The 12,976-nt window shown below is 61.4% G+C and carries 13 protein-coding genes; 10 read left to right on the forward strand and 3 right to left on the reverse strand.

All coding sequences use genetic code 11. The annotated features are described in order from the left end of the window. Positions 1 to 577, reverse strand: a 577-nt coding sequence (locus ACODRZ_RS23635; RefSeq protein ID WP_488972481.1) for a DUF2889 domain-containing protein, incomplete at its 3' end; no start/stop codon positions are given. A 131-nt stretch (positions 578 to 708) separates the two neighbouring features. On the opposite strand from ACODRZ_RS23635, the gene ACODRZ_RS23640 reads away from it, so the two are divergent. Continuing rightward, positions 709 to 1,368 carry a TetR/AcrR family transcriptional regulator gene (locus tag ACODRZ_RS23640; RefSeq protein ID WP_271184048.1) on the forward strand — a complete coding sequence of 220 codons (660 nt, stop codon included), beginning with the start codon at positions 709 to 711 and terminating at the stop codon, positions 1,366 to 1,368. A 5-nt stretch (positions 1,369 to 1,373) separates the two neighbouring features. Here the strand turns inward: ACODRZ_RS23640 and ACODRZ_RS23645 are convergent, their stop codons facing one another. After that, positions 1,374 to 2,966 (reverse strand): class I adenylate-forming enzyme family protein, encoded by a 1,593-nt coding sequence (locus ACODRZ_RS23645; protein ID WP_271184049.1) that lies wholly within the window; start codon positions 2,964 to 2,966, stop codon positions 1,374 to 1,376. A 199-nt stretch (positions 2,967 to 3,165) separates the two neighbouring features. Between ACODRZ_RS23645 and ACODRZ_RS23650 the strand changes: the two genes are divergently transcribed. The 3 genes from ACODRZ_RS23650 (at position 3,166) to ACODRZ_RS23660 (ending at position 6,340) form a co-directional block, all read left to right on the forward strand. Further along, positions 3,166 to 4,305 carry an LLM class flavin-dependent oxidoreductase gene (locus tag ACODRZ_RS23650; RefSeq protein WP_370424467.1) on the forward strand — a complete coding sequence of 380 codons (1,140 nt, stop codon included), beginning with the start codon at positions 3,166 to 3,168 and terminating at the stop codon, positions 4,303 to 4,305. A 33-nt stretch (positions 4,306 to 4,338) separates the two neighbouring features. Then, the gene (locus ACODRZ_RS23655; protein WP_271184051.1) at positions 4,339 to 5,442 is read left to right on the forward strand and encodes an LLM class flavin-dependent oxidoreductase; all 1,104 of its coding nucleotides are present in this window, start codon (positions 4,339 to 4,341) and stop codon (positions 5,440 to 5,442) included. A 97-nt stretch (positions 5,443 to 5,539) separates the two neighbouring features. Beyond that, positions 5,540 to 6,340 (forward strand): SDR family NAD(P)-dependent oxidoreductase, encoded by an 801-nt coding sequence (locus tag ACODRZ_RS23660; protein ID WP_271184052.1) that lies wholly within the window; start codon positions 5,540 to 5,542, stop codon positions 6,338 to 6,340. A gap of 150 nt (positions 6,341 to 6,490) precedes the next feature. Here ACODRZ_RS23660 and ACODRZ_RS23665 read toward each other — a convergent pair whose 3' ends face one another. Further along, positions 6,491 to 7,135: a carboxymuconolactone decarboxylase family protein gene (locus tag ACODRZ_RS23665; RefSeq protein WP_271184053.1), complete on the reverse strand. Its 645-nt coding sequence runs from the start codon at positions 7,133 to 7,135 to the stop codon at positions 6,491 to 6,493. Between the two features lie 162 nt (positions 7,136 to 7,297). Between ACODRZ_RS23665 and ACODRZ_RS23670 the strand changes: the two genes are divergently transcribed. The 6 genes from ACODRZ_RS23670 (at position 7,298) to ACODRZ_RS23695 (ending at position 12,947) form a co-directional block, all read left to right on the forward strand. Next, positions 7,298 to 9,718: a TonB-dependent receptor gene (locus tag ACODRZ_RS23670; protein ID WP_488962166.1), complete on the forward strand. Its 2,421-nt coding sequence runs from the start codon at positions 7,298 to 7,300 to the stop codon at positions 9,716 to 9,718. A 118-nt stretch (positions 9,719 to 9,836) separates the two neighbouring features. Next, positions 9,837 to 10,286: a nuclear transport factor 2 family protein gene (locus tag ACODRZ_RS23675; protein WP_488962167.1), complete on the forward strand. Its 450-nt coding sequence runs from the start codon at positions 9,837 to 9,839 to the stop codon at positions 10,284 to 10,286. Next, positions 10,283 to 11,122, forward strand: coding sequence for an enoyl-CoA hydratase-related protein (locus tag ACODRZ_RS23680; protein ID WP_271184056.1), 840 nt, complete (start codon positions 10,283 to 10,285; stop codon positions 11,120 to 11,122). The genes ACODRZ_RS23675 and ACODRZ_RS23680 overlap by 4 nt, the downstream gene beginning before the upstream one ends. Before the next feature lie 4 nt (positions 11,123 to 11,126). Further along, positions 11,127 to 11,897 (forward strand): enoyl-CoA hydratase/isomerase family protein, encoded by a 771-nt coding sequence (locus tag ACODRZ_RS23685; RefSeq protein ID WP_271184057.1) that lies wholly within the window; start codon positions 11,127 to 11,129, stop codon positions 11,895 to 11,897. A gap of 2 nt (positions 11,898 to 11,899) precedes the next feature. Beyond that, complete coding sequence (locus ACODRZ_RS23690) at positions 11,900 to 12,415, forward strand: flavin reductase family protein (protein ID WP_271184058.1); 516 nt, start codon at positions 11,900 to 11,902, stop codon at positions 12,413 to 12,415. A 28-nt stretch (positions 12,416 to 12,443) separates the two neighbouring features. Then, positions 12,444 to 12,947, forward strand: coding sequence for a nuclear transport factor 2 family protein (locus ACODRZ_RS23695; protein WP_271184059.1), 504 nt, complete (start codon positions 12,444 to 12,446; stop codon positions 12,945 to 12,947). Positions 12,948 to 12,976: the final 29 nt, after the last annotated feature.

Genomic DNA, 12,976 nt, shown 5'->3' on the forward strand with positions numbered 1-12,976 from the left:
CACGATGGCCTGGTTTTACGCCGCCCCATGGCCGACTTTTGCTCCGCCGTTGACAGCCTGCCCATCGCATGAATCCCGACATCAGCGGCTTACCGGCGAATTCTTCCGGCGCGACGACCCGAAAATCTGCAATCTGCCAGCGATGTATGTATGTCCCGTCTCGCCCGATCCCGATCCACACCGGAGCGTCGATCTGATCGGGGACCTCGATCTCCCAGACCGCTGAACCTTCGATGTGGGCGATTGACCAGAAAGCGAGATCGACCAGGTGCGTGCAATTGGATGTCTGAGGAAGCTTCGTCATCAGCTCGCGCATGGGCACATCCAGCCTTGCGCCGACCAGGGACTGCAGTCCGGTGACCGAGCCCGGGCACATGTTCGTCGGAGCGCGGTTGAAGCCTGCTTCGAGCCCGGTTATTTGCGCATTGTCGTGCTCCAGAACCAGCCAATACGAGTGATGCGTATCATCGACCTGCGCGTGCACCGTGCGCGTGCCGGCCGCAAAGCGCAGCCGGCGACGATATGTACCAGACCCGTAAGCGGGGTTGGTCGCGAAATGGGCGAGCTGGGGAATCATGGCTTTTCGGGCCAGGCCCGACCTCCGCGGAATGCGAAGCGAATCAACTTACCCGTTGACGAACTGACCCATAGGTCTGCAAGAGAAATCTGGAGGCGCACTTTAGAAACAATGCGCGGGGAAAAAATCGGATGAGCAAGGTCAGCAACTACTCCCGCCGCCGCGAATCGGCCCAGAATGAAGGCGGCGCCGACTATGCCGCCAAGCGGGAAGAGCTTGTCCGGATCGCTGCGCGCCTGTTCAAGGAACAGGGCTATCAGGCAACCAAGCTGGCGGATATTGCACGTGAAGCAGGAATGGATCGTGCGACCGTCTACTATTACGTCGGCAGCAAGGAAGAGTTTTTCCGGGTCACGGTGGAAGGCGTCCTCGATGCGAACATCGCCGAGGCGCAGAAGCTGATCGACGATAGCTCCCTCACCTGGCTCGAACGGCTGCACGCCATCTACCTGCGCCTCATGGTCTCCTATGAGGAGAACTATCCTGCGACCTTCGTGTACATTCAGGAGCAAATGCACCAGGTCGGAGCGGACGAGACGCCCTGGGCGCAGGAGATCATGAAAAAGACCCGTGCATTCGATAAAACGCTGATCAGTCTCATTCGTGAAGCGATCGCGTCGGGCGATTTGCGTGCGAATGTGCCGCCTCGCTTGGTCGAAAACGCGCTTTTCGGCATGCTGAACTGGACGCATCGCTGGTTTACGCCTGGGGGCCCTATGACGGGCCTTGAAGTGGCAGAGGCGTTCTGGTCGATTTTCATCGACGGGATGCGCGCCGCACCGGAGCGGTGAACCGATCATAGCAGCGCGCGCAACGCGCGCTTGTCGATCTTTGTCGCGGACATGGGCCACTCAGCGGCCGACATGAAGTGGATCGCGCGCGGGACCTTGTAGCTGGCGATCCGTCCGCGGCAATGCGCGATGAGAACTTCTTCGTCTACGATCTGGCCATCGTAGAGCTCGATGAATGCGACAGGAACCTCGTCAAGGCGAGGGTCGGGCCTTCCAACAACTTCGGCAGTCTTAACCGCCGGGTGCGTGCACAGGAACGACTCGACCTCGATGGCCGCGACGTTCTCACCGCCAACCTTGAGCATATCCTTGCACCGGCCGCCGAACACCAGGCTTCCGCTGGGATGGCGTGTATAAAGATCACCTGTCCGAAGCCAGCCCTCTGAGTCCAGGGCCTCCGAGGTCTTCTCAGGCGCATCCCAATAGCGATCCATGACGTTGTAACCGCGCACGAGGATCTCACCCATATTGCCATCTGCGAGATCAATGCCGGTTTCCGGGTCGACAATTCTGATCTCGATCCCGGGCGCTGCTTTCCCGTTTGTCGTAGACCGCGACTCGCGCGTTTCGTCGGCATCGCACAGTGCGAACACGCCTGACGTCTCTGTCATTCCGCAAGCCTGGATCACCTCGGCATGCGGAAACAGATCCTGCACTCGCTCCACCAGCGTCGGTGGGGCGATCAGAAACAGATAACGCAGTTCCGCGAACTTCGCAGGATCGAAATCCGGATGGTCGATAATCCCCTGCACAATTGCAGGGAACCATGGCCATGCCAGTGTACACCCGTACTCCGCCATGAGCGCGATAGCCCGCCCAGGTTCGAAGTAGCTGTCGGCAAGAAACGTTCCAGCGACCCCGACCGAGCCGATGAACGGAGCCAGGCTCCCGATATGGAACAGCGGGCCACCTGCCCACGTGACGTTGCTGTCGCCAGCGGAAAGTCGGTAGCGTGCCCGTTCGACGGGCCCCCTGGTGACGGCCTCGTGCGGTAGCACACATCCCTTCGGATTTGCAGTCGTGCCAGATGTGTAGATGATCAAAGCCGGGTCGCGAGCACGTACGCATCGCCGCGTATGCTCTATCTCACGAGGATCAACCGCTTCGGCATGCGCGAGAAACTCCTTCCTCCCAAGCACTTCCGCCTCACCCTCACCACGCAGCAAAGCCACCTGTCGAAGATTCGGCGCGCTCTCAGGGGACGGCAGGGCCTCGCGCACCACGGAAAGAAAATCGACCGGGTCACTGTCGTGGCGACTCGTCAGAAGCACCCTCGCCCGAGCGTTGCCGATGATATAGCCGATCTCGGCCGCACGGTGCCGCGCATTCAGCGGAACCGCCACGCACCCCGCCAACATCGTCCCGAAGAATGCTTCCGCGAACTCGATGCTGTTGGGAATCAAAAGCGCCACATGATCGCCGCGTTGAACGCCAAGCCCCTGCAGGGCACGTGCGACCAGAACCGCGCCTTCGAGCAGCTGCGAATAGGAGGCTGTCGCGTTCGGCAGTGCGAGACCCAGGCGATCGGGGTGCTCTTGGGCGGCACGCAGGAGCAGGTCGCCAACAGTAGAGACCTCGGTTGTCAGAAATGCCGGCATCGTCCTCTCCATCATGCCTTTCGTAGGCTTCCAGGCCCTTATGGAAAAAACAATGGCCTCTCGTCAACACAGGAGTTGACAGCCCGCCTCTTTGTGGCCGATATCACGATCAACACCTGTATTGACAACGATCCGCGCGGCCCGCCTATCCGGCTAGCAATGCGGACAAGAAGGCTGGAGTGGGATGAAATATCACCTGATGCAAACTGGCGTCGTCGGGCGCCGGAAGGAAATCGAACAGGGCATGGCCGGGCAGCGGCCTGAACTCTACCAGCGCTTCCTCGAGGAAGTGCGCGGCTACGTTCAGCTCGCCGACGAACTGGGTTTCTACGGCTACTGTCAGCCTGAGCACCACCTCCAGATCGAGGGCTTCGAGGCGAACAACCATCCCGGCATGTTCAGCCTTTTCGTCGGCCAGAACAGCAAGCGCCTGAAGGCTGGCATCATGGGCTACACCATGACGACCCACAATCCGGTCCGCGTGGCGGAGGAGATCGCCACGCTCGATCACATGCTTCAGGGCCGTCTCTACTGTGGCTTCACCCGCGGCTACCACGCACGCTGGGTCGATGCATACGGGATCAAGGAAGGCGTCAGCGCAACCACGCCCGACAATGTTAAGGCCCGCGACGAGCAGGACGCGCGCAACCGTTCGCTGTTCGAAGAGGGCGTTCGCGTCGTCAAGAAGGCCTGGACCAACGACGTCTTCAGCCACAAGGGCGACAACTGGCAGTTCCCGCCCGAGGGCGGCTCGGCCGGTCACCCCGCCTATGCCAAGTATGGCAAGGGTCAGGATGCCGACGGCATCGTGCGCCAGATCGGCATCGCCCCGCGCTGCTACCAGGACCCGCATCCCCCGATCTATGGTGGCTTCGCGGCCTCGGGACGCACCATCGACTTCTGGGCGGAGGAAGGCGGCAAGCTCATCGTGCTGTCCGACAACCTCGACTTCTGCGAGAACCTCAATAATCGCTACATCGCGACCGCGGCCAAGAACGGGCGCGAGGTCACCAAGACCGACGCTTCGGCCTGGGGCGGCTTCCTGATGCTGACCGACGACAAGGACCGTGCACGCCAGCTCATGGAAGAGCACATGTGGTTCTGGGATGAATGGTTCATTCCCATGGGCCAGCGTCCGCCGAACGTCCTGATCGGTTCCGCAGACGAAATCGCGGACCAGATTGGCCGGGCACACGATCGGCTCGGTTTCGACGAATTGTTCCTCATGTTCGGCCAGGGCCATCTCGAGCCGGAAGCCAACCAGGAGGAACTCGAGAAGTTCATCAGCAAGGTGGCGCCGCGCTTCTCCACCAAGGCGGACGATGGCACGTTCGTCTGATCACATCAGAGAACAATTTCGAGGAGAGGTTACATGGCAATGCAGTGTGGGATCTTCATGACCCCGTACAATCCGCCGCACCGGACCGCGCGGCAGATCTTCGACTGGGCGCTCGACATCGCCCGCATCGCGGATGAGGCCGGCTACGTCGATTTCATGATCGGCGAGCACTACACTCTGGGCTGGGAAAACATTCCCATGCCCGAAGCTGTGATCGCGGCGTGCGCGCAGACCACGAAAAACATCCGGTTCGCACCGATGGCGCACCTGCTTCCCTACCATGACCCGGCAACGCTCGCGATCCGCATCGGTTGGCTCAGCCAGGTCATGGAAGGTCGCTACTTTCTGGGCGTTGCGCCGGGCGGGCACCACACCGACGCGATCCTGCACGGCTTCGAGAGCATTTCGGAACTGCCGCCGCGTCAGCTCGAAGCACTGCACCTGATGGAGCGCGTGTGGGAGGGGAAGCCCTTCCTCGAAAAGGGCAAGTATTATCAGGCCGGTTTCCCCGGTCCCGAGACGATGCCCGAGTATGACGTGATCATCGCCAACAATGGGCCATACGGCGGCCGCGACAAGCTCGAAATCGCGGTTACCGGTCTTTCGCAGAGCTCGTCGTCGATGAAGTTCGCCGGCGAGCGCGACTATTCGCCCATCTCGTTCTTCGGCGGCACACCGCAGATGAAGGCCCACTGGGACACATGGGCAGCGGCGATGGAATCGAAGGGCCACACGCCAGATCGCAAGCGCTACCGCGTCTGCCGCGACGTGTTCATCGCGGATACCGACGCGGAGGCCAAGCGGCTGTTCCTGAAGAGCGGTCTTGCCGAAACCTGGGCCAAGTATCTCAAGGAAATCTACATCAAGTTCGGTCTGTTCAACGGGATCATCGCGGACTCCGGCAAGGACGTGACGCCCGAGACAATCGACGAGGACTTCCTGGCCGAGCACGTGGTCCTGTGCGGATCGCCCGAAACGGCGATCGAGAAGCTCGAGACGCTGGCCGACAAGGTCGGCGGCTGGGGGCAGATCGTCTACAACCAGCATGACAGCCTCGACGATCCCAAGCCTTGGGAAGAGTCGCTGCGACGCCTTGCGACCGAGGTGTGCCCCAAAGTTCGCAATCCGGCGGATTGAATCCACTCGATCGGCAACCGTGCGATTAAACTCAGCCGATCGGCAACTCAAAACGGGGTGGCTTCATGGCCATCCCGTTTTTTTCGGGAGAGAGACAATGGGCAATAGACTGGACGGTAAGGTCTGCATCGTCACCGGCGCCGGAAGCGGAATGGGCCGGGCCTGCGCGCAGGAGATGGCTGCTCAAGGCGGACGGGTCATCGTCAGCGACGTGAACGAGGAGGCAGGCCAAGCCACGACCTCGCTGATCACGAGCGCCGGACATGATGCGAAATTCTTCACATGCGATCTTCGCAATCCAGAAGCCATCAAGGCTCTGATGGACTTCGCGAGCGACACTTACGGCGGCATCGACGTGCTGCACAACAATGCTGCTGTTCACGAAACCGACCTTACATCGCACACTTCTATCGAAGACCTGCCGGACGATGTCTGGGACGTCGTTTACGAAATAAACCTCAAGGCGATCTGGCTGACGATCAAGTACGCGACACCTTACCTGAAAAAATCAACACGCGGCGCAGCGATAGTGAATGTCGCGTCTACTGGCTCGTTTGTCTCCTATCCCCAGGCCGGCGCATACTGCGCGACCAAAGGCGGCGTTTTGATGCTGACCAAGGCCGCGGCGGTGGATCTGGCCAAATACAACATTCGCTGCAACTGCTACTGCCCCGGCGCAATCGACACGCCGATGGTGCAGAAGTACTACGAGGCCGCTCCCGACAAGGACGCAATCATGTCCGTGCTGACGGGTGCCCACCTCATTCCCCGCCTCGGACGCCCCGACGAAATTGCAAAGTTGGCGTGCTTTCTCGCCTCAGAAGACAGCAGCTTCATCAACGGCGCAGCTTACGTGATCGATGGCGGCACGCTCGCGTGGCGCGGAGTAAACGCCTGATCCTTTGCGGTCGGCAGTCCTCTTGCGCCGCTTGTAGAGGTCATAGTCCGAAGGCCGGCAGCGGCACGCTCCCACGCAGCTGCCAGCCTTCGGCCAAACTGTCAGTTGCGCCGTACTTGGATCAAGTCTCCGCAAGCGCGGATGCTGTACTCACTCGGTTCCATTGTGCACCGGCGCTCGGGACGCGATCGCCATTACCTCATCGAGCGCGCGACGTCCCGCCCCGAGCGCGACGGCATTCGCCAGATGCAAGCGGAACCCGGGCAAAAACCGATGCGCCGGCGTCGCATCGCAGGCCATGGCGGTCAGTTCCTTTATCTTCGCACGGACCTGACCGCTCTTCCAAGGCACTGCGCAATAATTGAAGAAAGCCTTGAACTGGTCAGTCGAAAGCAACAGCATCGACTTTAGAAAGCCAGGCAATTCGCGCTCGAAGCCGACCCAGAAAGGGTCATCCCCGACATACTTCTCCCAAAGCTGCACCTGCTCGTCAGATAGCGTCTCGTCGAATTCGAAACCTGCCGCCCGCGCACAAGCGACGACCGGCGCCGACGCCGCCATGAGCGTGTGGACGCCAAGCCCGGAAACCAGCGAGAGGATTTCCTGTACCTGCGCCGGAGTAGCCCCCGCCTCAAAGGCTCTACCGACAGCAACTTCGATCGCTGCGCGATCAAGCGATGTGACCGAAGCGCAAACCCCCAACGAGATGAGGGCGAGGTCCGATTCGCTCAGCCCTTCTCCTCGTTCGGTCGTCGCAGCGACCGCCAATTCCTGAAGCTTATCCAAAGTCACCATGCGCCGCTCCCAAGCTATTCTGCCACGCTCCATACAAAATTTCGAGCGCAGTCAACTTTACCGTTGACGAGCCAAAGCGATCTCGTCAACATTAGTGTTGAAGGCGGACAAGGAAGCCGCTTCACACGAACAAGGCTTAATGCCTGGATTGAGGGGATGAAGATGCGACTGACGAATATCTCGCTGCGTGCCGTGCTTTTGGGCGGCACCGCTTCGATGCTGGCATGCGCCGGCCCGGTCATGGCCCAAACTTCCGAAACCGATACGCCCGACACTACCGATGCGACCGCAGCTCCGGCCGCTTCAGGACGAAACTACACGCCTTCATCCAACGAGATCGTCGTCACCGCACAGAAGCGCGAGCAGAAGCTCAATGACGTCGGTCTGACCGTCAGTGCCGTTAGCGGTCAAGCGCTTCAGGAGCGCAATATCACCACCCTGTCGGACATCGCACAGGTCGTTCCGGGCCTCGTCTTCTCCACCAGCGCCTCGAACACACCTGTGTACACGCTGCGCGGCGTGGGTTTCAACGATACCACGCTCGGCTCCTACCCCGACGTCAGCGTCTACCTCGACGAAGCGCCCCTGCCCTTCCCCGTCATGACCAAGCTGACCGGCTTCGATCTCGAACGCGTGGAGGTTCTCAAGGGACCGCAGGGCACCCTTTTCGGCAACAACGCCACTGGCGGCGCCATCAACTATATCGCGGCAAAGCCGACGAAGTCCTTCGAAGCAGGTGCCACGGTCGGTTACAGCCGATTCAACACCATCGATGGGGAAGCCTACATCAGCGGGCCGGTGACAGAGACCCTGTCGGCGCGTCTGTCGGGCAAGATTACCCATGGCGACGGCTGGCAGCGCAGCTTCACGACCGGCGAAAAGACCGGCAAGACCCGCAACTATGCGGGCCGCTTCCAGGTTCTTTGGGAGCCCACCGACCGCCTTCGGGTCGCACTGAACGCCAATGGCTGGATGGAAAAGGGCGAACCGCCGGCAGTCCAGCTGATCGCGGTCCGCAATCCCGGTCCGGGCAATCCGGTCAGCGACGCTCCGATCGCGCCCAACAATGCTCGCGCGGCGGACTTCAGTTCGAACATTAACCCCTACCTCGACAACCGCCTGTGGCAGGGTATCGGCCGTGTCGACTACGACATCACCGACGATCTCACGGTGACGTCGCTGTCCTCATATAGCGACTACAAGCAGAAGATGGCCTTCGACGGCGACGGCACTGTGCAGAACAATGCCGATTTCCGGTTCTTCGGTGGCGGTATCAAGAGCTTCTCGCAGGAACTGCGCCTGGCGAACGGCGGCAGCGGCCCGTTCCGGTTCATACTTGGCCTGAACTACTCGTCGGACAAGGCGAGCGACGTTTCGGAACTCGATTACCGCGACTCGACGATCAATACCGGCACGGCACCGTTCCTCGGCGGTATCTTCCGGTCGGCCTTCCGCGCCAACCAGAACATGAAGAACTACGCGGCGTTCGGTAACGTCGAATACGACGTCGGTGACTTCACCTTCAAGGGCGGCGTGCGCTACACCGAATCCAAGCGCAAGGCGAACAGCTGCTTCTTCGGTGTCGCCGCCGAAGGTGCCAATCTTCCGTTCGCCCCGCTCTATACCTTCTTCGCAAACCTGCTCCGCAGCCAGAACGGCCTCGATCCCATCACCGTTACCCCAGAGCAGGCTCTGGGCTGCCTGACCATCAACACGACTGGCCTCCTCGGAGAAGCACCGACGTATCTGCCCGGCGAGTTCGTCGGCAAGCTCAACGAGGACAACGTCTCTTGGCGCGCCGGCATCGATTACAAGCCGCGCCCTGGCATGCTGCTCTACGCCAACGTTGCGAAAGGCTACAAGGCCGGCAGCTTCCCGTCCGTTGCAGCTTCCACCACGGAGCAGAGCCAGCCGGTGACGCAGGAATCGCTGATGTCCTACGAGGCAGGCCTGAAGGCTTCGCTGATCGATCGCACGCTTCAGGCAAATATCGCTGCGTTCTATTATGACTATCAGGATCGTCAGATCCGCTCGAAGATCGCAGATCCGAACTTCGGCCTTCTCGACGCCCTCGTCAACGTGCCCAAGTCGACCGTGAAGGGCTTCGAAGTCGAACTGACGGCTAATCCGGCTGAAGGGTTCAGTGCCTACACCAACTTCACCTACATCGACGCGACGGTGAAGCGTTACACCGGCATCAATCCGGAAACCGGTGCTGTCGGCCAGAACTTCGACGGGGCTAAGCTGCCCTACACGCCGAAATACCAGATCGCGACGGGCCTGAGCTACGAGTTCCCGGTCAGCGACTCGCTTTCGGCTTTCGCAGGCGCAGATCTGACGTTCCGTAGCGATACGAGGGCCTTCATTGGCGCTTCGGACCTCTACAAGATCAGGGACTACACCCTGCTCGATCTTCGTGCGGGCATTCGCGATCCGAACGATGCCTGGTCGCTCCAGGTCTGGGGCAAGAATGTCACCAACCAGTACTACTGGGACAACGTCGCATTCTTCTTCGACACCGTTACCCGCTGGCCCGCCCGTCCGGCCACGTACGGAGCGACCTTCAGCTACAAGTTCCGCTGATAGAACTCTCCCGACTGGCGCCGGCCTTCCGGCCGGCGCCATCTTTTCCCCTCTTACGCGTTGACAGGTCGGCATAGCGACGGCACGGTCAACGCACATGTTGACTGGAAACAAAGATATGACCGAAGCAAACCTGAGTGAAATGCGCGCCATCGAACGCATGATGTTCGATTACTCCTACCACCTCGACATGAACCATCCGGACGAACTGGCCGCCCTGTTCGTCGAGGACTGCGAAGTCAGCTATGCTCCGAACTTCGGGGCAACCGGGATGGAGGCCTACAAGAAGACACTTGAAGGCATCGGCACGTTCTTCCGCGGCACTTCGCACCACAACTCGAACATCTGCATCGACTTCGTCAGCGAGACCGAGGCCAACGTTCGTTCGGTCGTTCTTGCGATCCATCGCTACACCAAGGAGCGTCCCGACGGGATTCTTTACGGCCAGTACTTCGATACCGTCGTGAAGGTGGATGGTCAGTGGAAGTTCAAGCGCCGCGAACTGCGCACCACCCTTACAACCGACTACCACGTGCGCGCCGGCAACCCCATCGGCCGAGCAGAATGACGCAGGACGCCGCTGCCCCTGAAATCCTGATCGAGCACTCCGGCCCGATCAGCTGGATAGTGCTCAACCGGCCCGCACAGGCGAACGCTTTGTCGGGTAGCATGCTGAACAGTTTCTCAGCGGCGCTGGAAGAGCTCAAGGAGAGCGGCGGCCCCGTTATCGGCATCCGCGCCAACGGCAAGGGTTTCTGCGCCGGAATGGACCTGGGTCAATATGGCGGAGCTGCGGCCATGGATCCCGTCGCCGACGCCAAGCGCCTCAACGCGAACGTCGCGCGCTGGCTTGCGATCTGGGATCATCCCAAACCGGTCATAGCTGCCGTCCACGGATACTGCGCCGGTGTCGCCGCGCAGATGTGCATCTTCGCCGATCTGACCATCGTCGCCGATGACATCCGGATCAGCGAACCGGGAGTGCCGATCGGCGGGGGGTTCATTGCACCGACCTGGGTGGCACAGGTCGGCGCCAAGCGCGCCAAGGAATTCGCTTTCCTCCCGGGCAACAGCATCGACGGCCCGACCGCCGTCGAATGGGGCTGGGCCAACCACTGCGTGCCGGCCGAGCGACTGATTGCCGCGACTGAAGCAATGGCCGCACGTATCGCCCTCGTTCCGGCAGACGTACTTCAGGTCAAGAAACTCTCGATCAATCGCGCTGCGGAGGCCGCAGGTTTCCGGGTCGCCACCTCGGGAATAGCCGAGATGGACTCGCTGCTTCACCTCGCACCGTCGGTTCTGGCGATCCGCGAGCGGATGGCGAGCGAGGGCCTCAAGCCGGTCCTCGATGCCTATCGCGGCCCGTCATCCACCGCACTCATTAACAGCTTCAAGGAGTAGGCCCGTGGCCGACGTAGAATTCACCGTAGAGGGCCATGTCGCCCAAGTCCGCCTCAACCGCCCTCAGGGCCTCAATGCGATCACGCAGGAGATGGACGATCTTCTTCTTGCGGCATGGACCGAGATCAACGCCAATCCCGACATCTGGGCGGTCATCCTTTCGGCTGAAGGCGAAAAGGGCTTCTGCATCGGCGCTGACGTATCCGGTGGAGCCGAGCGCAAGTCCCGCATGGCGCTCGGCGGCGGGCTGACCGGCATCGGCGGCCCCCTCGTCACCTGCAAGAAGCCTATGGTGGCTGCCGTTCAGGGCTTCTGCGTCGGGGGCGGGTTCGAGCTGGCGATGTGCGCGGACATCATCGTCGCCGCCGACACCGCCCAGTTCGGTCTGCCGGAGACCAAAGTCGGCATCATCGGCGAATGCGGTGTCGTCCACCGGGCGATCCGGCAGCTTCCATACCACATCGCCATGCAGCTCATCCTCACCGGCGAGCGCATCAAGGCCGCCGAGGCGCGTCATTACGGCCTGGTCAATGAAGTCGTCCCTTACGACCAGCTTGCCGACGCGGCAGCAGCCTGGGCGGCCAAGCTCAATGCCGCTTCGCCGCTCGCGGTGCAGGCAGCCAAGGCCGCTGCACTCGGACGTCTCGGCCACCCGCTGGAGGTCGCGCTGATGACCCGCTTCGAGCCGATCGAGGAGTACGCGGCCACCGAGGACAAGAAGGAAGGTGAGCGCGCCGCCGGCGAACGCCGCAAGCCGGTTTGGACCGGGCGGTGACCATGAAGCTCGATCCGGTGATCGATGGCGCGGTCTATCGCCGCGTTCTGGGGCACTATCCGACAGGCGTCTGCGTCGTCACGGCAACGCTGCCCGACGGCTCGCGCGCCGGAATGGTCGTCGGTTCGTTCACCTCGGTCTCGCTCTCTCCGCCGCTGGTGGGATTTTTCCCCGACATCTCGTCCAGCAGCTGGCCACAGATCGAAAGCGCCGGGAAATTCTGCGTCAACATCCTGGCGAGCGACCAGAAAGACCTGTGTCGCCGTTTCTCCGCGAAGGGAGAGGACAAGTTCGCCGGGCTGAGTCACCAGGTATCCGCCAACGGTTCACCGGTCCTCGACGGCGTCGTCGCCTGGATCGACTGTACGTTGGACAAGGTGCACGAAGCCGGCGATCACTACATCGTACTGGGGCTCGTGCAGGAACTGGATGTCGTCCGGCCCGAACAGCCCCTGCTGTTCTTCCGCGGCGGATACGGCAGCTTCGCCCCCCTGCTCGATGCGATCGAAGGCCAGTGAACGAACGATAGCGCGCGAGGAAATGGAGATGGACTTGGAAGCACGTATCAAGCGGCTCGAAGATCGGGCGGAACTGAACGATCTCGTGGTCGGATATTTTCTGGCGGCCGACGGCGACGACCTCGAGGGCGTCGGGAACAGCTTCACCGACACTGCTACCTTCAGTTCATCGGGCGTCCTCGCAGGCGAAGGTCGCGGTGCGATCGTCGATTTCATCAAGGCGTCTCGCGAACAGATGGGATTGACGATCCATACGCCGCACTACGCACAGCTGGCGTTCGAGGGCCCCGACAAGGCGAGGGGGCTCGTCGGGGCCCACCTGGAACTCGTTCTGGGCGGAACGGCGGTGTATGGCGCGGTTCGCTATGTCGATGAGTACCGCCGGGTTGGCGACGAATGGCGCATCCATAGCCGCGACATGCGAACGATCCATATCGCCCCGTGGCAGCAGGTCGGCGAAGCGTTCGAGTCCGACACCCCCGTGCGTTGGCCCGGCGCCAGCGGCGCTGCGTCGGACTATCCCCGCCGTTGAGCTGAACGTGGCCGGCGAGGCAATCAGGA

It is taken from the genome of Novosphingobium sp. FG90, assembly GCF_057808725.1.

Bases quoted from the DNA above. Each gene is read 5' to 3' on its own strand.
- ACODRZ_RS23640 (WP_271184048.1), top strand. From the start codon at position 709: ATGAGCAAGGTCAGCAACTACTCCCGCCGCCGCGAATCGGCCCAGAAT.
- ACODRZ_RS23645 (WP_271184049.1), bottom strand. From the start codon at position 2,966: ATGCCGGCATTTCTGACAACCGAGGTCTCTACTGTTGGCGACCTGCTC.
- ACODRZ_RS23650 (WP_370424467.1), top strand. From the start codon at position 3,166: ATGCAAACTGGCGTCGTCGGGCGCCGGAAGGAAATCGAACAGGGCATG.
- ACODRZ_RS23655 (WP_271184051.1), top strand. From the start codon at position 4,339: ATGGCAATGCAGTGTGGGATCTTCATGACCCCGTACAATCCGCCGCAC.
- ACODRZ_RS23660 (WP_271184052.1), top strand. From the start codon at position 5,540: ATGGGCAATAGACTGGACGGTAAGGTCTGCATCGTCACCGGCGCCGGA.
- ACODRZ_RS23665 (WP_271184053.1), bottom strand. From the start codon at position 7,135: ATGGTGACTTTGGATAAGCTTCAGGAATTGGCGGTCGCTGCGACGACC.
- ACODRZ_RS23670 (WP_488962166.1), top strand. From the start codon at position 7,298: ATGCGACTGACGAATATCTCGCTGCGTGCCGTGCTTTTGGGCGGCACC.
- ACODRZ_RS23675 (WP_488962167.1), top strand. From the start codon at position 9,837: ATGACCGAAGCAAACCTGAGTGAAATGCGCGCCATCGAACGCATGATG.
- ACODRZ_RS23680 (WP_271184056.1), top strand. From the start codon at position 10,283: ATGACGCAGGACGCCGCTGCCCCTGAAATCCTGATCGAGCACTCCGGC.
- ACODRZ_RS23690 (WP_271184058.1), top strand. From the start codon at position 11,900: ATGAAGCTCGATCCGGTGATCGATGGCGCGGTCTATCGCCGCGTTCTG.
- ACODRZ_RS23695 (WP_271184059.1), top strand. From the start codon at position 12,444: ATGGACTTGGAAGCACGTATCAAGCGGCTCGAAGATCGGGCGGAACTG.